Here is a 20,051-nt window from a genome sequence, read left to right as displayed (position 1 = left end):
ACCTATGTGTGGAATAGCCGGTTACATTCATGCCGACCCGTCCAAACCCGTCGACCCGGAAACGCTGGTGGCCATGGCGGCCATCCAGCACCACCGCGGCCCGGACGGCTTCGGCTATCACGTGATGGACGACCGCGGCCTGGGCTTCGCGCACGCACGGCTCACCATCATCGACCTGGACCAGGACCGCGGACGCCAGCCCTTCCTCGCGCAGGACGGTAACCTGATGCTGACCATGAACGGCGAGGTCTATGACTACAAGCGCCTGCGCGCGGAGATGACGCTGCGCGGTGCACGCTTCAGGTCCAAGTCCGACTCGGAACTGATCCTGCACCTCTATCCCGAACGCGGCATGGAAGAGGCGATGAAGGACCTGCGCGGCGAGTTCGCCTTCGCCCTGTACGACAAGAAGAAGGACCGCCTGCACCTGGTGCGCGACCGCTTCGGCGTGAAGCCGCTGTACTACACCGAGGTGAACGGCACCCTCGTGTTCGGCTCCGAACTCAAGGTCCTGTTCGCGCACCCGGAGGTGCCACGCAAGTTCAGTTCGCAGGGGTTGTATCACCAGCTGATGCAGACCATCGTGCCGGGCAGCACCGCCTTCGAGGGCGTACACCAGGTCAAGCCCGGCCACATCGTCACCATCGAACGCCATCACGGCAAATTCAGGATCGTCGACGAGAAGTACTGGGACATGGACTTCCCGCTGCTGTCCGAACGCGTGAACGAGAAGCACGAGGACTACTACGTCGAGGGCGTGCGCGAGAAGCTGCTCGAGGCCGTGCAGCTGCGCCTGGAGGCCGACGTGCCCGTGGCCTGCTATCTCTCGGGCGGCATCGACTCCTGCTCCACCCTGGGCATGGCCGCCGCCTCCCAGCAGTCGCCGGTGAAGGCCTTCACCATCGGCTTCGACGACGCCGACTACGACGAGACCGCCATCGCCCGCGAGATGGCCGAGTCGGTGGGTGCGGACCAGGACGTGATGATGCTCAAGGCCGATCACCTCTACGACAACCTGAAGGAGACGCTCTGGCACACCGAGCGCTCCATCTACAACACGCTGGGCGTGGCGAAGCTCCTGATGAGCCGCCACGTGAACCAGGCCGACTACCGCGTGGTGGTGACGGGCGAGGGCTCGGACGAGCTCTTCGCCGGTTACCCCGCGTTCCGCCGCGACATGTTCCTGCACGGCATGGACACGCTGTCGCCGGCCGAACGCGCCGAGTGGGAGGCGATGCTCGCCGAGGGCAACAAGCTCTTCAAGGGCGCGATGCTCGCCGAGGACGAGGTGCACGACCGCGAACTCGACAAGCTGGTGGGCTTCACCCCGAGCTGCCTGCAGCCCTGGCTGGCCTCGGCCACACACGTGCCGGGCCTGCTGAACCGCGACATGGCGCGCGGGCTGACAGGCTACGAGCCCGGCACCGCGATTGCCGAGGCGCTGGATGGCGACATGCTCGAGGGTCGCCACCCGCTGGACAAGGCGCAGTACGTCTGGATCAAGACCATGCTCGAAGGCCAGATCCTCACCTGGGGCGGCGACCGCGTGGACATGGCCAATTCCATGGAGGCGCGCCCGCCCTTCCTCGACCATCACCTGGCCGAGTTCGCCACGCAGATCCCGCCCACCCTGCGCATCAAGGGACGCACCGAGAAGTACGTGCTGCGCGAGGCCATGCGCGGCATCCTGCCCAAGGTGCTGTACGAGCGCCAGAAGTTCGCCTTCATGGCCCCGCCCGCGCATACCGATCCGAAGAAGTGGGCGGCGATGAAGGCGCTGGCCGACGAACACCTGTCCGACGGCGCCATCAGGGATGCCGGCCTGCTCGACGTCGATGGCGTGAAGCAGCTGTTCGCGATCCACGAGTCCGACGACACGCCTGCCGCCACCCAGGTGCAGCTCGACGCCGTGATCAACCACATGCTCTCCGTGCAGATCCTGCACGAACACTTTGTCGCCACCGACGTGCCGCGCCAGGCGCGCGAGAAGGCAAAGCAGCTTGGCTGGGCGGCCTAGCCGCGTATAATCGCGCGGCGTTCAGCGGGGCGGGGACAGATGGATCAGGGCAACGACAAACAGCGGCAGGAAAAGATGCGTGACGTACTGCAGCAACTGCGGGTGATGTTTCGCAGCATCCAGGCCCACTCGCGCTGGGTGGAGAAACAGTGCGGCGTGAGCGCCGCGCAGCTGTGGGCGCTATGGGAGCTGCACAACGCCCCGGGCCTGCGCGTCTCCGACCTGTCGCGCGCCCTCTCCGTGCACCAGTCCACCGCCAGCAACATGCTCGACAAGCTGGAGGAAAAGGCCCTCATCCGCCGCGACCGCAGCGGCCGCGACCAGCGCGTCGTGCGCCTCTACCTCACCGAGGCCGGCGAGGCCGTCCTCGCCCGCGCCCCCGACCACGGCCAGGGCGCCATCATGGGCGCCCTGGTCAAGCTGCCCGACGAAGTACTGGACGACCTCACCGACGGACTGGCACGCGTCATCACCGAGATGGGCGTGCACGACAGCAGCGACCGGATGAAACCGATCTAGCTGGGAAGTCTGTTCGCCACCGAGGGCACAGAGATCACAGAGGGAGAACACAAGCCGGTCTGCCTCCGTGTGCTCTGTGGCTAGAACGCGCTTGGATCACACACACCACGTGCACCTCCCGCCCCCGTAGGAGGCCAGCCCTCTGGCCGATGGGGTGCCGGTACGAAGGTCATCGCCGAGAGGGCTCGGCTCCTACGCATATGGTTTTACCCTCTGTGCCCTCTGTGCCCTCTGTGCCCTCTGTGCCCTCTGTGCCCTCTGTGCCCTCTGTGCCCTCTGTGCCCTCTGTGCCCTCTGTGCCCTCTGTGGCGAATAGGCTTTCCGCCTGTCGCCTGACACCTCGCCCCTCACCCCTCCCGATAAACCCGAAACCGCAACCGGCAGCTCTTGCGCCGTGTATCCAGCGCCTGCACCTTCGCGAGCTGCCGGCGCAGGTCGGCGCGGCTGGCCGGCATGCGCAGGCAGGCGGCCACGGCGTTCTGGTTCATGGGGGTGGTGAGGCGATAACAGGCGGCGAAGCGTTCACGCAGTCGCCGGTTCGTCGCCAGCGCGGATGCACTGAACGCCGCCCGGTCGGGAAAGTTGGCGACCAGCACGCCCTGCGGCGCGAGGTGTTTCAGCAGGGCCCCTGCCCAGGCGGTGTCCATGGCGATCGCGCGCTCGGGCTCGCCGTCCACGTGGCCGAAGAGGTCGTCGATGACGAGATCGAAGGGCGGTCCGTCGTAGGCCGCGAGCCAGGCGCGTGCATCGGCCTCGACCAGCGTGGCGATGCCGGGCGTGACGTTGAAATACCGGCGCGCGATGTCGAGATGCACGCCTTCGATGTCCACGCCGATGAGCGTGTCGGGCGCGACGAAGCGATGCAGCTGCCGCAGCACCGCGCCACCACCCACGCCCAGCACCAGCACGCGACGGATCGTCTTCGGATCACGGAAGAAGGCGGGCAGCAGGAGCAGGTCCCAGACACTGCCGGTGACGGGCTGGCGTTCATTGTACTGGCTGTGCAGCACGCCGTTGGTGTAGAGCCGGCGGCTTTGACCGGCGCTGCGCACCTCGTAGCGCGTGTCACCGACCTGGCGCGACCAGAGGATGGCCATGCTGGATCAGAGCCTGTCTTTCAGGCAGTCGCGCAGTTCGGCGTCGGTGAGCACGATGGGGTTGGTCTTCATGCTGCTGCCGCGGGCGTTGGCCACCACCGTGTCGAGACCGTCGTCGGTCAGGCCGTACGCACCGAGTCGCGGCAGCTGCATGTGCCCGGTCCACTCGTCCAGCAGCGCGATCAGGCCCTCCCAGGCGGCCTCGCGCGAATCGAAGTGGCGCTGGCACAGCAACCGCGCCACCTCGACGTAGCGGTTGAGCGCCGGGTTGTCCGGCTCGCGCGCGAGCATGGCCTCGATGTTGGCCTCGGTGCAGACGGCGACCAGGGTGCCACAGACGACACCGTGCGGTATGGGATGGAACGCCCCCAGCGGTGAGGCCAGGCCATGCACGGAGCCCAGGCCGCACTGCGCCAGGGTGATGCCGGAGTTGAGCGCGGCATAGGCCATCTGCGCATGCGCGCCGACGGCGGCATCGCCATAGTCGTACCAGGCGAGCAGGCCGTCGCGCACGGCGGCCAGGCCGCTCAGGGCCAGGGCATCGGTGAAGGGATTGGCGCGCAGCGAGACATAGGATTCGAGCAGCTGCGTGAGCGCATCCATGCCGTTGGCGGCGATGACGTCCTGCGGGCAGGAGGCGAGCAGCGACGGATCGACCACGGCGTATTCGGCCACCAGCCGGTCGTCGCGGAAGGACTTCTTGAAGCCTGCCGGACCCTGCACGCTCAGCACCGCATTCTTCGTCGCCTCGCTGCCGGTGCCGGCCGTGGTGGGCACGGCAATGAACGGCACGGCCGGCCCCGCGTAGGGCAGCTCCGGGCCAACGCCCTCGAGGTAGTCCATCACCGAACGGCCGACCCGCAGCAGCCCGGCGATGGCCTTGGCGGCATCCAGCGCACTGCCCCCGCCGATGCCCACGACCACGTCGATGCCCGCATCGGCATAGGCGCTCACCGTGTCATCCACGTACTGCGGCGAGGGTTCGCCGGCCACCCGGTTGTGCGCCCACTGGATGCCGGCCGCACCCAGGGCATCGAGCAGCCGCCCCCAGTGTGGCGTCCCGGTGAAGGAGCGTGCGCCGGTCACGAGCAGCACATGCCTGCCATACGGCGCGATCAGTCCGGGGAGTCTGTCGACCACGCCCATGCCGAATTCGATACGCGGCAGGCGGGCGATGCTGAACGGGGCGATGGACATGCGGGATCAGTTTTCCGTGTATTCCTGCACCAGCACCCAGGGCGCGGCGACCACGGCCCAGAAGTTGGCGTCGATCGCGTGCCAGCGCGCGGCGTCGTCGGTGGTGGATCGGGTGATCTGGCCGTTCGCCAGGCAGGATTCGACGAAGGCCTTGTCGTCGGCGATGAAACGCGCGGCCACGTCCACCAGGTCGAGCTCGGGCGCGATGCAGACCACCACGCCGCGGGCGAAGTGGCGCTGCAGTTCGTCCCAGCCGAGCTTGGCGGTCTGCTGCGCCATCTCGGTACGCAGGTCCTCGCGCAGTTTCTCGACGGATTCGTTCACGGGATCATTCATGACAGGATGTGATTGGCAAGGCGAAAAGCGGGCAGTATAAACCATGCGCCAGCGGCCCGCCGCCAGTCGCCATTTGCGCCCTGCCAGGCGCTTGATTAAGCTCTGCGACTCACCCACACCGGCAAGACCATTCCATGGGTCATTCACAGGATCTCGATCTGCTCTTCTACGTGGCCGATTCCGGCATCCACGGCAAGGGCCTGTTCGCCCGCGTCACCATCGAGGCCGGCAGCTATCTCGGCGAATACGACGGGCCAGAGACCGAGGATAACGGCATGCACGTGCTGTGGGCGGAGACGGACGACGGTGACTGGATCGGTCGCGACGGGCAGAACCTGCTGCGCTACATCAATCACCACGAGAATCCCTGCGCGGAATTCCAGGGCTTCGAGCTCTACGCCATCGAGGCCATCGCGCCGGACCAGGAGATCACCATCCACTACGGCGACGAGTTCGAGCCCGACTGAGCGAACCTTGGCCCTCGCTCAGCGGCGGCCCGGGTCCTGCCGGTAGAACTGTCGCAGCTGTTCATACACGGCCGGATAGACCGCGCTCAATACCCGCGGCGCGACGAAGAAATACTCGCTGAACACCGCAAAACACTCGGCCGGAGATTCCGCCGCATAGGGATCGAGCGGCGTCTCCTCGCCGGCGTCCAGGCGCCGGTTCATGTCCTCGAAGGCCGTGGTGAAGGCCTCGGTCCAGGCACGGCGCGACATGCCATGATGCAGGGGCGGGAAGCCGTTGGCGTCGCCGTTGCACATGTCGAGCTTGTGCGCGCACTCGTGGATCACCACGTTGTAGCCATCCGCGTGATGATCGCGCTGCGTGGAGGCATGGACATCCGCCAGCGAGAGCACCAGCGGGCCATAGTCCCAGGCCTCGCCGATACGCAGATCGCGCCCGGCATGCACCACACCCGCCTCGTCCATCTCCTCGTAGTCCACCAGGAACTCGTTCGGATAGACCACCACGCTCACCCAGTCGTCGTACCAGTCGAAGTCCAGCTCGAGGATGGGCAGGCAGGCCTGCACGGCGATGGCCAGGCGGTCGGCCTCGGTGCAGACGAAGCCCTCCACCGGCTCGAAGAACTTCTCGACGAGGAACAGCGAGACGAGGTCGCGTAGGCGCTCCTGCCCGGCGGCATCCAGCCCGCGGCAGAAGGGCAGCGGCGCGATGGCGGCACCGAACTGCGAGGCGGGCAGGCGATGGGCCCGCAGCAGCCGTTCGCGGCGCCGGCGCCGCCACCAGGCGAACATCTCAGCGCCGTCCCGCGCGCGATTCGCGCCGGTCGAGCCAGGCCACGGCGAGCCCGATGCCGAGCACGATGCCCGTCACCGCGAGCAGCGACTCCACCGACAGCGTGGAGACACCGGAAAGGCCCTGACCGATGTTGCAGCCGGCGGCGAAGGTCGCGCCGACACCCATCAGCGCCGCGCCGACGACGATGCGCGGCACCGACTCGCCGCGCACGTGCACGATGTGAAAGCGCCGGGTGAGCAGCGCATAGAGGAAGGCCGCGACCAGCACGCCGATGACGAAGGCCATGGCGAAGGAGAACAGCGGCAGGTCGCCGGCGGTGACGAGGTTGCTCAGCCGCGCCAGCGGCCCGGAGACCGTCACGCCGCCCGGCGGGGTCGGGAAGAACGGGTCCTGCGCGAGACGCCCCGTGACGTACCAGCCGGCCACCACACCACCGCCGACCAGGGCGCCCGCCAGCAGCATGGCCGGCTCGCGCGTGCGCCGGTACAGCCAGACGGCGAGGACGAGCAGGGCCAGGACCACGAGCACCGCCACCAGGGTCGGGTCCAGGCCGGTGACAGCGGCCAGGCTGGCATCATTGCCGGGCAGGCTGAGCTGCGTGGCGGCCGCCAGACCGATGCGCGGCCCCGCGAGGATGCCGAACTGGGTGATGCCGGCGGCGAGGGCGAAGACGATCAGCGCCAGCAGGCCGTTGAGATTGCCCTCGGCCGTGCGCGTGAGGGTGCGGATGGCGCAACCCCCGGCCAGCGTGGCGCCGATCCCGAACACCAGGCCGCCGAACGACGCGCCCAGCCAGTCCAGCCGCCCGTTGCGGTAGCTGGCCTGGGCGATGTCCACCGTGCCGTTGAGTTCCAGCGCGGCCGTGCCGCCGATGGCCACGGCCCAGGCCAGCGCGAAGGCCAGCAGCTGGCGGTGGTCGCGGATCAGCAGGCTGTTGCCCACCGCGGCGACGACGCAGAAGCGATAGCGCTGCACGATCACGCCGAACAGGGCGCCGATCGCGAGCCCGCCCGTGACCAGCCAGTCGATACCCGCCTCTTCCATGCTCCGCTCCCGTGTGGCCTGCCGATTCGGCCTATAGTTGACTATGGACAGTGTCCGGCGACGCGACCTGCGCCAGACTGAGCACACCATAACGCACAACCAGAAGGAACGCCGCCCCATGCTTCGCATCACCCGCGTGGTCCTCGACATCCTCAAGCCCCACGACCCGGACGTGGTCGAGTTCGCCCGCCACCTGGCCGGCATCGCCCCCGGCCTGCAGGTCTCGCTGGACGTGCTCGAGGTGGACGACAAGACCCAGACCATCGCCGTGGCCCTGCAGGGGGCCGACATCGACCTGCCCCCACTGGTCGAGGCGGTGGCCGCCATGGGCGCCTCGCTGCACAGCATCGACCAGGTGGACATCGTCAACGACGACAACGCCGCCTAGGCGCACCATGCATCCCGCCGCCCGCCTCTCGCTGCTGCTGCGCATCACCGGCTCGCAGGCCATCGTGCGGCGCTATTTCGTGGTCAACGGCTTCGACGGCGCGCTCGCCCTGCTCGGTCTTCTGTTCGGCTTCTACATCTCCGGCGGGGAGACGCTCGCCACCGTCATCAACGCCTGCATCGGCACTGCCGTGGCGCTCACGGTCAGCGGCCTGTCCTCGGCCTACATCAGCGAATCGGCCGAGCAGCGCAAGGCACTGAACGAGCTGCGTGGCGCCATGGTCTCCGACCTCGAGGACAGCGCCCACGCCCATGCCGCGCGCGTGGTGCCCTGGCTGGTGGCCGCGGCCAACGGCCTGGCCCCGCTGCTCATCGCCCTGGCCATCCTCACCCCCCTGTGGCTGGCCCAGGCAGGCATCGCCCTGCCGTTGCCGCCGCTGGAACTGGCCATCGCCACCGCCTTCGGCATCCTCTTCCTGCTCGGCGTGTTCCTCGGCCACGTGGGCGGCCGCTTCTGGCTGGCCTCGGGGCTCGTCACCCTGGTGATTGCCCTGGTCACGGCCGGCATCATCCTGGGGATCGGCGCCCTATGAGCCCCAGCGCACCCAGGATCGATCAGCCCGGCCAGGACGTGGCGACGACCCTCTCCGGCCTGATGGCCCCGGGGCGGCCGTCTACGGGAAGGGCCTGAGCCATGCGACACGCCGACGCCCTGAGCTACGCCGCCCGTCCCCGCGTGGTCGCGCGTTTCCTGGGCGAACTCGGCCTGATGCTCGCACTGCTGACCGCGGCGCCGCTCATCGCCTCGATCCTCTTCGGCGACTATGCCGTCACCTGGCGTTATGCCGTGGTGATCGTCGGCCTGCTCGGTTTATCCTGGCCGCTGTCACGACTGCCGGACCCGTCCGGCGTGCAGGCCAACGAGGCCCTGAGCGTGACGGCCCTGGCCTTCCTGCTCGCCCCGCTGGTGATGCTCTTTCCCCTGCAGGCCTCGTCCGGCCTGGGTGTGGTCGACGCGCTGTTCGAGGCCGTCTCGGCCGCTACCACCACCGGGCTCTCCATGGTCCCGGAACCGGAGTCCCGCAGCCGCACCTTCCTCTTCGCCCGTGCCTGGATGCAATGGTACGGGGGACTGGGCATCGCGGTGCTCTCCATCGCCCTGCTCATGCACCAGTCTGCCGTGGTCCGGCGACTGATCGAGGCCAAGTCGACGGACTCCTTCGTCACCACCACCCGCCTGCATGCCCGCCGCGTGCTGCAGGTGTACCTCGTGCTCACCGCGCTGGCCATCGGCCTGCTCTGGCTCATCGGCGGCGACTTCCGCCAGGCACTGCTCCACGCCCTAGCTGCCGTCTCCACCGGTGGCTTTTCCAGTCATGCCGACAGTCTCGCCAGCACGGGTAGCCACTTCGCCTTCGCGGTGCTCGGTTTCTCGCTGCTCGGCGCCATCACCCTGCCCCTGTACTACACCGTGTTCCGGGAGAAGGCCTCACGCCTGCGGGTCGACACCGAGTGGCTCTGGCTGCTCGGCGCCGTGGGGCTCGGTGCGCTGCTGTTGTTCGCGACGCTCTACTGGCAGCAGGGCCTGGCACTTCCGGTCGCCGCGCGCGAGGCCCTGCTGCTCTCGCTATCGGCCCAGACCACCGCGGGCTTCGCCTCGCTGGCGCCCGCTGCGCTCAATGACTTCGGTCTGGGCGTATTGATGACGCAGATGCTCGTCGGTGGCAGCGCCGGCTCCACGGCCGGTGGCATCAAGCTGCTGCACCTGCTGATCATCTTTCGCATCATCCAGATCACGATCCGGCGCGCCGGCATGGGTGCGCACGCCGTGGCCACGCCGAGACTGTTCGGCAACCCGATCGACAACCAGACGCTGGTCAATGCCCTGATGGTGGCGGTGCTGTTCGTGCTCACCGTGCTACTGTCCTGGCTGGTCTTCCTCGCCCACGGCATGCCGCCTATGGCCTCGCTGTTCGAGGTCATCTCGGCCACGGGCACGGTGGGCCTGAGTACCGGACTGACCACTACCGGGCTACCGACCCTGCTCAAGCTCGTGCTCTGCTTCGACATGCTGGCCGGACGCGTCGAGGTCGTCGCCCTGCTGGTGGCGCTGTCGCCTGGCACCTGGATCGGACGGAGGTATGCATCATGAGAGCGGTATTCGTCGGCGCCGGCGCACTGGCAGTGATGACTGCGCGCATTCTGCTCAGGCGCGGCCACGAGGTCATCATCGTCGAGCGGGACCGGGAGCGCATCGAGGAACTGTCCGGGGAACTGGACTGCGGTTTCGTGCACGGTGATGGCAGCACGCCCGCCATCCTGGGCGAGACCAATCCGAAGAAGACGCAGTTCCTGTTCTGCCTTACCGACAACGACCAGACCAATATCCTCACCGCGCTGGTCGGCCGCTCGCTGGGTTTCGAGCGGCAGGTCACCCGCATCGAGAACCCGGCCTTCGAGCACGTCTGCCTGGAACTCGGCCTGGAGGACACCATCATCCCCTCGCGCACCATCGCGCGTTATCTCGCCGACAAGGTCAGCGGCCAGGACATGCTCGAGCTCTCGGCCATGATCAAGCACGATGCCCGCGTGTTCACCTTCGTCGCCGACGAGGAGGACGCCGTGTCCCTGGCCGAGCTGTCGCTGCCGGCGGACACGCGCGTGGTCTGCATCTATCGCGGGGACGAATTCCTGCTGCCGGCGGAGGACACCCGGCTCAAGGTCGACGACGAGGTGCTGCTCATCACCCATAGCCGCGAGCTCGCGACACTGGTCGAACGCTTCGGGCCGCACAACGGCGCCTGAGGTGCCAGGATGGCAGCGGGCACTGGGTGTCTCAGTCGTGACAGTGATGTCGTCGTGCCCGCTCCAGGCTACGGTTGATCACCCGCGAGGCGGCCATGAAGCCGAACACGGGCGTGACCACGCTGGCCGCGCCGTAGCCGAAGCGGCAGTCCAGCGATACGCCGTGGATGCCGGGCTTCTCGTGACTGACCGTGCCGTCGGCCCTGGGGTACACCGGCTGCTGCGAGGAGAACACGCACTCCACGCCGAAGGACCTGCCGGGTTTGGTGGTGAACCCGTGGTTCTTCTTCAGGCTGGCGCGCACCTTGGCGGCCAGCGGGTCGTTGTAGGTCTTCCACAGGTCGGCGACCTGGATCATGCCGGGATCGGTCATGCCGCCGGCGCCGCCGGTGGTGACGATGGGCAGCTTGCGGCGCTTGCACCAGGCGATCATCGCCGCCTTGAACTTGATGCTGTCGATGGCGTCGAGCACGTAGTCGTAGTCGCGGGCGAGGTAGTCCTCCAGCGTCTGCAGGGTGAGGAAGTCGTCGATGACGGTCACCGCGCAGTCCGGGTTGATGTCGGCCACCCGCGCGGCCAGCACCGCGCCCTTGGACTGGCCGACCGTGCTGGTGAGCGCGTGCAGCTGGCGGTTGATGTTGGTGAGACAGACCTCGTCGTGGTCGATCAGGGTGAGCCGGCCCACGCCGGAGCGTACCAGCGCCTCCACCGCCCAGGAGCCGACGCCGCCCAGCCCCACCACGCAGACGTGCAGTTCGCGGATCAGCCGGGCCCCCGCGTCGCCGTAGACGCGGCGGATGCCGCCGAAGCGTTCGTCGATGTCGCAGCTGCTCATGGGATGCCGTTTCCGCGCAATGGGCCTGTCGCCATTCTACCGGCTTGCGCGGCATCCGCCGATGCCATCTGTGGCAGCAGGCGGGACAGGGACATCCTGCTAGAATGGCCGCATCTCTCCCCCCCTGTACCGGAGTCGACCATGCGCATCGGAACCCCGCTCTCCCCCACCGCCACCCGCGTGATGCTGCTCGGCAGCGGCGAACTCGGCAAGGAAGTGATCATCGCCCTGCAGCGCCTGGGCGTGGAGGTGATCGCGGTGGACCGCTACCCCGATGCCCCGGGCCACCAGGTCGCGCACCGCGCACATGTGATCGACATGGCCGACCCGGCCGCGCTGAAGGCGCTGGTGGAACAGGAGCGCCCGGCCCTGATCGTCCCCGAGATCGAGGCAATCGCCACCGACATGCTGGCCGAGATCGAGGCCGAGGGCCTGGCCGAGGTCATCCCCACGGCGCGCGCCACCCAGCTCACCATGAACCGCGAGGGCATCCGCCGGCTCGCCGCCGAGGAGCTGGGTCTGCCCACCTCGCGTTACGCCTTCGCCGAGAGCCTGGTCGAACTGCAGCAGGCCATCGATGCCGGCATCGGCTATCCCTGCATCGTCAAGCCGGTGATGTCCTCCTCCGGAAAGGGCCAGTCCACCATCCAGGGCCCGGACGACGTGCAGGCGGCCTGGGACTACGCCATGAGCGGCGGGCGCGTGAACCGCGGCCGCGTGATCGTGGAGGAAATGATCGACTTCGACTACGAGATCACCCAGCTCACCGTGCGCGCCCTGGGTGCCGATGGCGAGATCGAGACGGCCTTCTGCGCACCCATCGGTCATCGCCAGGAGAAGGGCGACTACGTCGAGAGCTGGCAGCCTCCACCATTCGCAAAAAGACTGAATGCGGCACCGGTGTTCCATAGGTGCACCCAGTTAAAGAACGGGGTCACCGAAACATACTCGCCATAGGCCATTGATTGCTGCACCAGCCACTTTACAGCCTGATCAGACGCTGCCAGCAGGCCCGATATGGACAATAGGGCATACGGCGAGAGCTTTTTGCCAATAATGAGCATTATTTAACCCTTCAACGCCAAAATGCGTCTGGCACCGTTAAGTACAATGCCCCCCGCGATGGTGCCGATAATCAGATCCGGATAATTGGAACCGGTCCACGCGACCAGGGCGCCGGCGGTGATGACCCCCAGGTTGATCACCACGTCGTTGGCCGAGAATATCCAGCTTGCCTTCATGTGCGCCCCGCCTTCCCGATGTTTGGATATGAGCAGCAGACAACTGGTATTGGCAATCAATGCGACGAATGCGATAGCCATCATCACCAGCGATTCAGGCTCACTACCGAATACAAAGCGTCTCACCACCTCTACGAGCACGCCCACAGCCAAGATCAGTTGCAGTACACCAGCAAGATGCGCGGCACGTACCTGCATTTTCACGCTATGTCCAACCGCATAAAGGGCAAGCCCGTACACCGCCGCATCGGCAAAATTGTCCAGGGATTCTCCAATCAGGCCGGTGGACTGGGCGATCAGACCGGCAGTCATTTCCACCACGAACAGAAGTGCATTGATGCCGAGCAACCAGCGCAGGGTCCCGGATTCTTGCTTAGCAGAAGCTGCCGAAAACTCGGCGGCCTTGATGGTCTCCGGATTTGCAGCGACGGTTTCCTGAAGCGAGGCGCCTAGCCCCAAGGTCTTCAGTTTCGAGGTGACGGGCTCGACCTCGCCGTCATGCACGACCTTCAGCCGGCGGTTCGACAAGTCGAAGGACAGCGCCCGAATCTCCTCAAAGCCGTTCAGGGCTAGGCGAATCATTCGTTCTTCTGATGGACAGTCCATCTTCGGCACGGCATAAACACTGACCCATCTCCCTGGCGCCTCGGAGGAGGCCTGTATATCGGTATCCGCTGCGGACGTTGCATCACCGCCACAGGCGCCACCACAGGATTTGCTCATGATACGACTCCACTTGAACAATGTTGTGGTACCATTTAAAACTATAAAGCTACTATAAGGTCAATAGAGTAAAGAATCCGTTGGGGAGGAGGCTGATGCGCATTGGTCAGTTGGCGCAGTTGGTAGGGGTCGATACACAGACGATCCGCTTCTATGAACAGCAGGGCTTGTTGCCGCCGCCTGATCGGCAGGACAACGGTTACCGTGTCTATACCGAGAAGCATGGTGAGGGGCTGGCCTTCATCCGTCGCTGCAGAATCCTGGGCCTGTCACTGGCTGAGATTCACGAACTACAGAGCTATCAGGACGACCCTCATCAGCCTTGTACCGCCGTCAACGCCTTGCTCGATGATCACATCTCTCATGTGCGGTCGCAGATAACCGCTCTGCAAGCGCTTGAGAAACAACTCGTTTCACTGAGAGCGAGTTGCAACGATGACCGGGAAGTTGAGGCGTGTGGGGTTCTTGCTGGAATTAGCGAAGGAAACATGCACCAGCAGTAGGTGAAGCATCAACCAGATAATCCGATGAGATGCCGGTCTGTCTCACTCTCATGCAAAGGTAAGATCAACCATTTAATCCCCTTACCCGAAAAACCGAAGAAAAATGGCGAGTAGAGACTCGCCATTTTCCGCTACCCCCTCGACGTATCCAGCTTAAACCGAACCACGAAGCCGCAGCGAGTTGAATACAACGGACGCTGAACTCAGACTCATCGCCAGGGCTGCAAACATGGGTGATAGAAGCAACCCGGCAAACGGGTACAGGACGCCAGCAGCCAGTGGAACGCCTAACGCATTATAAATGAACGCAAAACCAAGGTTCTGCTTCATATTGAGAACAGTCTTGTTTGACAGGTCCCGGGCAATCGAGATACCCCGCAGGTCTCCTTTTACCAAGGTGATTTGCGCACTGTTCATCGCTACGTCCGTCCCGGTTCCCATAGCGATACCGACATTCGCCTTGGCCAGTGCCGGGGCATCGTTGATGCCGTCGCCCGCCATCGCAACGATGCAACCTTCTGATTGAAGCTTATCAACCAGATTCAGCTTGTCGGCCGGTTTCACTTCGCCATGAACTTCGTCTATGCCTAGTTGTTCGGCGACCGCTTTTGCCGTTGAAATACCGTCACCAGTAGCCATGATGACCCTGATTCCCGCGGCCTTGAGCGCCTGTACCGCTTCAGGGGTGCTCTGTTTGATGGGGTCGGAAACGGCGAGTAGGCCGACCAGTGTGCCGTCAACCGCCAGGTACATCACACTCGCACCCTTTATCCTCCATCCCTCAGCGGTGGCAGCCAGGCCATCAACATTGACGTTATCCTGCTGCATGAACGCAGTGTTGCCCAACAGCAGTATTTTGCCTTCAACCTTGCCCCGTACGCCTATGCCGCTACCCGAGTCAAAGTCGTCCACTGGGCTGAGCACCAAATTACGTTCGTGCGCAGCGCTGACAATAGCGTCAGCCAAAGGATGCTCGCTGCCTTGATCGAGGCTGGCAGCCAGGCGCAAGATTTCATCGGCGTCCAACTCGCCAGCGGAAACAGCCTGATCGAATGCGGGTCGGCCTTCTGTCAAGGTGCCGGTCTTGTCTACGATGAGCGTATCGACTTTGCGCAGATTTTCTATTGCTGCTGCATCACGAAACAGAACACCCTGGGTTGCGCCTCGTCCGGTAGCAACCATGACTGACATGGGCGTTGCGAGCCCCAACGCACAAGGGCAAGCGATGATCAGAACAGCGACCGCATTGATCAGGCCATAGACCCAGCTTGGCTGCGGGCCGAACATGCCCCACACGACCAAGGTGAGGATGGCGATGGCTACCACCGCCATGACAAAGTAACCCGCCACCAAATCAGCCATCCGTTGCATCGGCGCCCGAGAGCGTTGGGCCTGAGCCACCAACTGGACAATTTGTGACAACACAGTGGCCGAGCCGACTTTCTCCGCCCGGATCACAAGTGCACCAGAGGTGTTCATCGTTGCCCCTATGACCTTGTCACCCGGGCGCTTGCTGATGGGTAACGATTCACCAGTCAACATGGATTCATCGAGAGAACTTGCACCCTCTTCAACAATGCCATCGACAGGAACTTTCTCACCGGGACGTACGCGTAAACGATCACCTTCATGCACATGCGTCAGCGGTACATCTTCTTCTGTTCCGTCTGCATTGATACGGCGGGCCGTCTTGGGCGCCAGACCGAGCAATGACCGGACGGCAGCGGATGTCTGGGAACGCGCGCGAAGCTCCAGCACCTGACCAAACAGCGTAAGGGAAATGATCACCACTGCGGCTTCGAAATAAACCGCCACACGCCCCATGGACATGAATGTTTCCGGAAATATACCGGGAGCTACGGTTGCCAGCGAGCTGTAGACGAAGGCGGCACCGGTACCCAAGCCGATGAGCGTCCACATGTTGGGACTGCGGTTGACCACTGATTGCCAACCCCGTACGAAGAACGGCTGTCCGGCCCACAGCACCACGGGAAGCGACAGTACAAGCTCTATCCACGTTTGCGTCGCCATCTCGAACCAGCCAAGCTGTGGCCCAAACATGGCAAGCACCGTGACAATGACGGTAAAAGGCAATGTCCACCAGAATCGCCTGGAAAAATCGTCCAGCTCGGGATTGTCATCTTCCAGACTGGGCATCAGGGGTTCAAGTGCCATGCCGCATTTAGGGCAGGTTCCGGGGTTGTCCTGACGTATTTCCGGATGCATCGGGCACGTATAAATTGTGCCTTTGACCGCTTCCGAGGGAGGTGGCGGGGTTGGTGAAAGAAACTTCTCAGGGTCATGCTGGAATCTATTCATGCATTTGGTGCTGCAGAAGTAGTAAGTTTTACCCGCATGCTCAACATGCTGGGCAGAGTCTGCCGTTACACCCATGCCGCAGACCGGGTCTGTAAGCCCTGAGCCCGTGTGGGAGGGTGTATGGTGATGACAATGAGACTCAGAATTATCGTGAACCATGGATAAGCACCTTTTCAAATAAGCAGGCAGTTTGCGCCGCGTTTTTTGCGGCTTCTTAAAGGAGGAGATTACATGAATCATGATATCATAAACTTATTAGTTAAAGATGACCAGGCTGCTCCCGCAAGCATTACATTTTAGTCATGTTATGCGAACAACGCTTTTCTCACCGATATAACCTAGCTTCCGGCCACCAACATTACATATTTGTCATTTTCTGGTCATTTTCTGGTCAGATTTCAGACTATAAAATTGATATTGACGACAATGAAATGGACTGGCTTCCTTGGCCTGAACTGTAGAGCGGAGTGGAACGATGAAGATTCTCATCGTAGAAGATGAAGTAAAAACTGGGGATTTGGAAGCAACGCGTCTAGGTCAAATCGATTAACTTCAGACTGAAACGCTGTAAAGTCTTCACCCGGCACATGGTGATTGAAAATTTCTCGCTGCTCTATCTCATTAAACTCATATAACCTCACAACTAGAGGTGACTGCCCGAGAAAATCTTGGAATGCGCTAGTAGAAGTGTCCACTTCCCCATTAATGACACAGTTCTAAACTAGAGTTCTCCAGTTTTTCCCGGTAAGCCGTCGGCGGTAAATTGCCAAGACTTTCATGGGTTCGTTCATCGTTATAATCCAACCGCCAGAACCAAGCCATTTCACGAACTTGGCTCAGTGATTCAAACAAATAAGCGTTCAGGAACTCTCGTCGGAACGAGCCATTAAACCGTTCGACGAAGCCGTTTTGTTGCGGCTTTCCTGGTTGGATATAAACCAGTTTAATACCATGCTCTTCGCACCAGTCTGTCAGGCGAGCTGATATGAGTTCGGGGCCATTATCAACACGAAGTTGCATCGGTAGCCCTCGTTCTGTCTTTAACTGTTCTAACGCACGAACAACACGCTCTGCTGGCAACGATGTATCCACTTCAATCGCCAGGCATTCCCGTGTGCCTTCGTCCAACACATTCAATGTTCGGTAACGCTTACCGCAATAAAGGGTGTCGTGCATAAAATCTAGCGCCCATTGATGATTAGGTTGGTCAACCACTTTCAGCGGCTGGGCTTGACGTTTTGGCAGTACCCGTTTCACGCGGCGCTTTAAGTTCAATCCCATTCGGCAATACACGCGATAAATACGCTTGTGATTAAACGGATACCCTTTAAATTTAATTCGCCCAGCACACTTCCAGAAGCCTGCTTGGGGCGATTTTTCTAAAACCGCATTAATGGCATCAATGACAGCAGCATCAGCTTTACGCCAGTCACGCTCAACCCGATAAAAGCTAGAACGGCTCAAATCCGTTAGAATACATGCTTTTACAATACTCAGGCCTGCGTCAACTAACGTTTTAGCGCAGTCTTTTTTATCTGCTGTCACCAACCCTTTTTTGCGAATAATTCCTTCATCGCATGGTTCTCAAGACTGACGTCGGCGAACAGCTTTTTCAGCTTCGCGTTTTCTTCCTCGAGCTCTTTAATACGCTTGATATCGGACGCTTCCATACCACCATACTTGGATTTCCAGTTGTAATAGGTGGCATTACTAATACCGTGTTTTCGGCAGATATCCTCGACCTTCATGCCGGCATCGGCTTCTTTCAGGATTGCGATGATCTGCGTTTCTGTGAATCGTGATTTTTTCATAGTCGTCTCCTGCTATTACTATCGCAGAAAACTCTAATTAAATCTGTCTCAGTTTAGGGGAAGTGGACAAATGCTTCTGACGAAGATATAGAACTCATCAAGTATTTATTCAGAGACTCTCAAAGAGTAGAACTCAAAGTCCTAGATGGCGGATTTTCAGGAAACCTTGTGCTGGGTTGTACGAGTGTTGATCAGTACGGTCATGAGCAAGCGCCACATGTCCTTAAGATTGGCCCACGCGATGAGATAGCCCGAGAACGGACCGCCTTTGAAAAAGTAGAGCATATCCTTGGCAACAACGCCCCAAGAGTAACTGACTTTGCTGACTTCCAGGATAGAGGGGCAATCAAATACCGCTATGCCAGTATGGATGGTGGCAAAGTTAAGACACTTCAGAGCATGTACATGGATGGTGTTGAATTCAATAAGATACAACAAAGTCTGGACGATATCTTTACTAAGCAATTAGGAAAGTTTTATCGAGCAGCACAAATCGAGCCTATCAAGCTCTTGGAATACTATGAGTTTAGTCCAAAGTGGGCTGGAAGTGTTGAACGTAAAGCTAAAGCTCTAAGCCATAGTTATAGCGACACAGAAATAGAAATCCTACCTGAGTTAAAGGCCCCTAATGTGGTGAACTTTTATTCAGGATTCCTGCAGGACCTGAAAGAAGAACCCCAGGATATACCTGTTGCCTTTCTTCATGGGGATCTAAACGGTGCTAATGCGCTAATTGATACCAAGGAAAATGTCTGGTTATTAGACTTTTTTCATACTCACAGAGGTCATGTAATCAAGGATCTAGTAAAACTTGAAAATGATCTCCTGTATATTTTCACTCCACTAGAGTCTGAACAAGATTTAATTGAGGCCTGCAAGATCTCAGATTGGATGTCTCAAATTGACTCAATCAAATCAGAACCGATACTGGATAATTACTCAAAAAAATTCCATAGAACTCTTAAAACCCTAAAGCTATTGAGAAGTTATATGGTTGAGTACCTACAGGGTAATCACTGCCCAAAGCAGCTTTTCATTGCCCAGCTGAGATATGCCATTCATACCACAGGCTTCGAAGAGTGCTCATACTTACAGAAGAAGTGGGCTCTTTATACTGGATGTAAGCTAGCAGAAAGGATCACTACTCAGGAAACTCGTGATTAAGTTTCGAAGTTTTACGATACCCACAAAATAAATCGCCCCGAGTTTTCTATATACCTTTAAGCTTCATAAAATAGTCTTTTCAAACTCGACTGGTGATACATCGTCATTGTAACCATATCGCCGCTGGGCATTGCAAAACAATTTTCCTTTGCAACCCCCGGTAGAACTTCCAAGAGCACTTTACTTGTTTCTTATACCCACTATCGATTATTTTCTTCCATTTCCTTGCGAACAGTTATTCTATATTTCGGTACATATACACCATTTTTAACGATACTACGTTTACCACGCCCTAAATCCAGCTCATCTATTTTTATATAATCAAACCAGGCATGACCAGCTTTTTCAGCCATATACAAGAATAAACGCTTCACTTTTACTGAGGTGCAATTCATTAGTAACTTGTTTACGATTGCTGGCCTTAAATTATTCAATCCCTCCATTAGTTCATAAACTTCTAATAAAGGCTGCTTCTGGGGAGCCTGATATAAACACTCAAGTATAGCTCTAGCTGGACTAGAGACTCTTACTTTAAACCCTTTGTGCTCAAAGTCTATTAGGCCTATATCTGGAGGCAAGAATGAAGAAAGCGTGGTTTTTAGCTCTAACCCCCAGTCGTATTTTCTAAACCAACTAGGCAGGTTTTCATGTGCACTTCCAAAGAGTTGGGCTCGTTTGGCAGATACTTCTAAATAATGAGATTTACCCTGAAGTGATAAGGCCGTCTTCCCTCCTGGGTGAACAGACAGGCCAAGCTGTGATTGCAAAGCATATACACCTGCAAGATAGT

At 60.8% G+C, this 20,051-nt stretch carries 19 protein-coding genes and 2 pseudogenes; 10 read left to right on the top strand and 11 right to left on the bottom strand.

Features of this window, described 5'->3' with window-relative positions:
• The first annotated feature begins 4 nt into the window (after positions 1-4).
• Both asnB and HUJ28_00575 read left to right on the top strand, forming a co-directional pair.
• Positions 5-2,017, top strand: coding sequence for an asparagine synthase (glutamine-hydrolyzing) (asnB, locus tag HUJ28_00580; protein ID MBD3617957.1), 2,013 nt, complete (start codon positions 5-7; stop codon positions 2,015-2,017).
• A gap of 39 nt (positions 2,018-2,056) precedes the next feature.
• Positions 2,057-2,536, top strand: a complete 480-nt coding sequence (locus HUJ28_00575; GenBank protein ID MBD3617956.1) for a MarR family transcriptional regulator — start codon at positions 2,057-2,059, stop codon at positions 2,534-2,536.
• Between the two features lie 347 nt (positions 2,537-2,883).
• On the opposite strand, the gene HUJ28_00570 is transcribed toward HUJ28_00575, so the two are convergent.
• From HUJ28_00570 to HUJ28_00560, 3 genes are read right to left on the bottom strand one after another with little or no spacing between them, the layout of a single operon-like run.
• Positions 2,884-3,633 carry a methyltransferase domain-containing protein gene (locus tag HUJ28_00570; protein ID MBD3617955.1) on the bottom strand — a complete coding sequence of 250 codons (750 nt, stop codon included), beginning with the start codon at positions 3,631-3,633 and terminating at the stop codon, positions 2,884-2,886.
• A gap of 6 nt (positions 3,634-3,639) precedes the next feature.
• Positions 3,640-4,830 carry an iron-containing alcohol dehydrogenase gene (locus tag HUJ28_00565; protein MBD3617954.1) on the bottom strand — a complete coding sequence of 397 codons (1,191 nt, stop codon included), beginning with the start codon at positions 4,828-4,830 and terminating at the stop codon, positions 3,640-3,642.
• Between the two features lie 6 nt (positions 4,831-4,836).
• Positions 4,837-5,109 (bottom strand): DUF2288 domain-containing protein, encoded by a 273-nt coding sequence (locus HUJ28_00560; protein ID MBD3617953.1) that lies wholly within the window; start codon positions 5,107-5,109, stop codon positions 4,837-4,839.
• Positions 5,110-5,300: 191 nt separating this feature from the next.
• Here HUJ28_00560 and HUJ28_00555 point away from each other — a divergent pair, with 191 nt between their 5' ends.
• A complete protein-coding gene (locus HUJ28_00555; GenBank protein ID MBD3617952.1) occupies positions 5,301-5,633 on the top strand; it encodes an SET domain-containing protein-lysine N-methyltransferase in 333 nt (110 codons plus the stop codon).
• Between the two features lie 18 nt (positions 5,634-5,651).
• Here the strand turns inward: HUJ28_00555 and HUJ28_00550 are convergent, their stop codons facing one another.
• Positions 5,652-6,425, bottom strand: coding sequence for a zinc-dependent peptidase (locus tag HUJ28_00550; protein MBD3617951.1), 774 nt, complete (start codon positions 6,423-6,425; stop codon positions 5,652-5,654).
• A gap of 1 nt (position 6,426) precedes the next feature.
• Positions 6,427-7,473, bottom strand: a complete 1,047-nt coding sequence (locus HUJ28_00545; protein ID MBD3617950.1) for a YeeE/YedE family protein — start codon at positions 7,471-7,473, stop codon at positions 6,427-6,429.
• Between the two features lie 118 nt (positions 7,474-7,591).
• Between HUJ28_00545 and HUJ28_00540 the strand changes: the two genes are divergently transcribed.
• From HUJ28_00540 to HUJ28_00525, 4 genes are all read left to right on the top strand, one after another.
• Positions 7,592-7,861 (top strand): DUF211 domain-containing protein, encoded by a 270-nt coding sequence (locus HUJ28_00540; protein ID MBD3617949.1) that lies wholly within the window; start codon positions 7,592-7,594, stop codon positions 7,859-7,861.
• A gap of 7 nt (positions 7,862-7,868) precedes the next feature.
• The gene (locus HUJ28_00535) at positions 7,869-8,453 is read left to right on the top strand and encodes a hypothetical protein (GenBank protein MBD3617948.1); all 585 of its coding nucleotides are present in this window, start codon (positions 7,869-7,871) and stop codon (positions 8,451-8,453) included.
• A 176-nt stretch (positions 8,454-8,629) separates the two neighbouring features.
• Positions 8,630-10,012, top strand: coding sequence for a TrkH family potassium uptake protein (locus HUJ28_00530; protein ID MBD3617947.1), 1,383 nt, complete (start codon positions 8,630-8,632; stop codon positions 10,010-10,012).
• Positions 10,009-10,665: an NAD-binding protein gene (locus HUJ28_00525; GenBank protein ID MBD3617946.1), complete on the top strand. Its 657-nt coding sequence runs from the start codon at positions 10,009-10,011 to the stop codon at positions 10,663-10,665. Before HUJ28_00530 ends, HUJ28_00525 begins: the two co-directional genes overlap by 4 nt.
• A gap of 31 nt (positions 10,666-10,696) precedes the next feature.
• Here HUJ28_00525 and tcdA read toward each other — a convergent pair whose 3' ends face one another.
• Complete coding sequence (tcdA, locus tag HUJ28_00520; protein ID MBD3617945.1) at positions 10,697-11,500, bottom strand: tRNA cyclic N6-threonylcarbamoyladenosine(37) synthase TcdA; 804 nt, start codon at positions 11,498-11,500, stop codon at positions 10,697-10,699.
• A gap of 141 nt (positions 11,501-11,641) precedes the next feature.
• Between tcdA and purT the strand changes: the two are divergent.
• Positions 11,642-12,367, top strand: a pseudogene (purT, locus tag HUJ28_00515) (formate-dependent phosphoribosylglycinamide formyltransferase).
• On the opposite strand, the pseudogene HUJ28_00510 reads toward purT, so the two are convergent.
• Together HUJ28_00510 and HUJ28_00505 are read right to left on the bottom strand one after the other, a co-directional pair.
• Positions 12,364-12,564, bottom strand: a pseudogene (locus tag HUJ28_00510) (signal peptidase II). The pseudogenes purT and HUJ28_00510 sit on opposite strands and share 4 nt — an antisense overlap.
• A gap of 3 nt (positions 12,565-12,567) precedes the next feature.
• Positions 12,568-13,464, bottom strand: a complete 897-nt coding sequence (locus HUJ28_00505) for a cation transporter (GenBank protein MBD3617944.1) — start codon at positions 13,462-13,464, stop codon at positions 12,568-12,570.
• A 95-nt stretch (positions 13,465-13,559) separates the two neighbouring features.
• Between HUJ28_00505 and cadR the strand changes: the two genes are divergently transcribed.
• On the top strand, positions 13,560-13,967 hold the full coding sequence (cadR, locus tag HUJ28_00500; protein MBD3617943.1) for a Cd(II)/Pb(II)-responsive transcriptional regulator: 408 nt from the start codon (positions 13,560-13,562) through the stop codon (positions 13,965-13,967).
• A 153-nt stretch (positions 13,968-14,120) separates the two neighbouring features.
• On the opposite strand, the gene HUJ28_00495 is transcribed toward cadR, so the two are convergent.
• Complete coding sequence (locus tag HUJ28_00495) at positions 14,121-16,445, bottom strand: heavy metal translocating P-type ATPase (protein MBD3617942.1); 2,325 nt, start codon at positions 16,443-16,445, stop codon at positions 14,121-14,123.
• Positions 16,446-16,988: 543 nt separating this feature from the next.
• Positions 16,989-18,097 (bottom strand): IS3 family transposase gene (locus HUJ28_00490; GenBank protein MBD3617941.1). Its coding sequence is split into 2 segments (ribosomal slippage): positions 16,989-17,854 and positions 17,854-18,097, totalling 1,110 coding nucleotides; the frame shifts between segments, so codons are not numbered across the junction.
• 168 nt (positions 18,098-18,265) lie between these two features.
• Between HUJ28_00490 and HUJ28_00485 the strand changes: the two genes are divergently transcribed.
• The gene (locus tag HUJ28_00485; GenBank protein MBD3617940.1) at positions 18,266-19,261 is read left to right on the top strand and encodes a hypothetical protein; all 996 of its coding nucleotides are present in this window, start codon (positions 18,266-18,268) and stop codon (positions 19,259-19,261) included.
• Positions 19,262-19,461: 200 nt separating this feature from the next.
• Here the strand turns inward: HUJ28_00485 and HUJ28_00480 are convergent.
• Positions 19,462-20,051, bottom strand: a 590-nt coding sequence (locus HUJ28_00480) for a type IV toxin-antitoxin system AbiEi family antitoxin domain-containing protein (protein ID MBD3617939.1), incomplete at its 5' end; no start/stop codon positions are given.

The sequence above is a fragment of the Chromatiales bacterium genome, assembly GCA_014762505.1.
Classification (GTDB): Bacteria; Pseudomonadota; Gammaproteobacteria; order SpSt-1174; family SpSt-1174; genus SpSt-1174.
Note: the sequence above shows the minus strand (reverse complement) of the source record. Positions and strands in the feature narration are given on the sequence as shown.

Excerpts from the sequence above, each read along its gene's own strand:
- HUJ28_00495 (MBD3617942.1), bottom strand. The coding sequence starts at position 16,445 with ATGGTTCACGATAATTCTGAGTCTCATTGTCATCACCATACACCCTCC.
- HUJ28_00545 (MBD3617950.1), bottom strand. The coding sequence starts at position 7,473 with ATGGAAGAGGCGGGTATCGACTGGCTGGTCACGGGCGGGCTCGCGATC.
- HUJ28_00525 (MBD3617946.1), top strand. The coding sequence starts at position 10,009 with ATGAGAGCGGTATTCGTCGGCGCCGGCGCACTGGCAGTGATGACTGCG.
- HUJ28_00540 (MBD3617949.1), top strand. The coding sequence starts at position 7,592 with ATGCTTCGCATCACCCGCGTGGTCCTCGACATCCTCAAGCCCCACGAC.
- HUJ28_00575 (MBD3617956.1), top strand. The coding sequence starts at position 2,057 with ATGGATCAGGGCAACGACAAACAGCGGCAGGAAAAGATGCGTGACGTA.
- HUJ28_00555 (MBD3617952.1), top strand. The coding sequence starts at position 5,301 with ATGGGTCATTCACAGGATCTCGATCTGCTCTTCTACGTGGCCGATTCC.
- HUJ28_00550 (MBD3617951.1), bottom strand. The coding sequence starts at position 6,425 with ATGTTCGCCTGGTGGCGGCGCCGGCGCCGCGAACGGCTGCTGCGGGCC.
- HUJ28_00565 (MBD3617954.1), bottom strand. The coding sequence starts at position 4,830 with ATGTCCATCGCCCCGTTCAGCATCGCCCGCCTGCCGCGTATCGAATTC.
- tcdA (MBD3617945.1), bottom strand. The coding sequence starts at position 11,500 with ATGAGCAGCTGCGACATCGACGAACGCTTCGGCGGCATCCGCCGCGTC.
- cadR (MBD3617943.1), top strand. The coding sequence starts at position 13,560 with ATGCGCATTGGTCAGTTGGCGCAGTTGGTAGGGGTCGATACACAGACG.
- HUJ28_00560 (MBD3617953.1), bottom strand. The coding sequence starts at position 5,109 with ATGGCGCAGCAGACCGCCAAGCTCGGCTGGGACGAACTGCAGCGCCAC.
- HUJ28_00570 (MBD3617955.1), bottom strand. The coding sequence starts at position 3,633 with ATGGCCATCCTCTGGTCGCGCCAGGTCGGTGACACGCGCTACGAGGTG.
- asnB (MBD3617957.1), top strand. The coding sequence starts at position 5 with ATGTGTGGAATAGCCGGTTACATTCATGCCGACCCGTCCAAACCCGTC.
- HUJ28_00535 (MBD3617948.1), top strand. The coding sequence starts at position 7,869 with ATGCATCCCGCCGCCCGCCTCTCGCTGCTGCTGCGCATCACCGGCTCG.
- HUJ28_00505 (MBD3617944.1), bottom strand. The coding sequence starts at position 13,464 with ATGAGCAAATCCTGTGGTGGCGCCTGTGGCGGTGATGCAACGTCCGCA.
- HUJ28_00530 (MBD3617947.1), top strand. The coding sequence starts at position 8,630 with ATGCTCGCACTGCTGACCGCGGCGCCGCTCATCGCCTCGATCCTCTTC.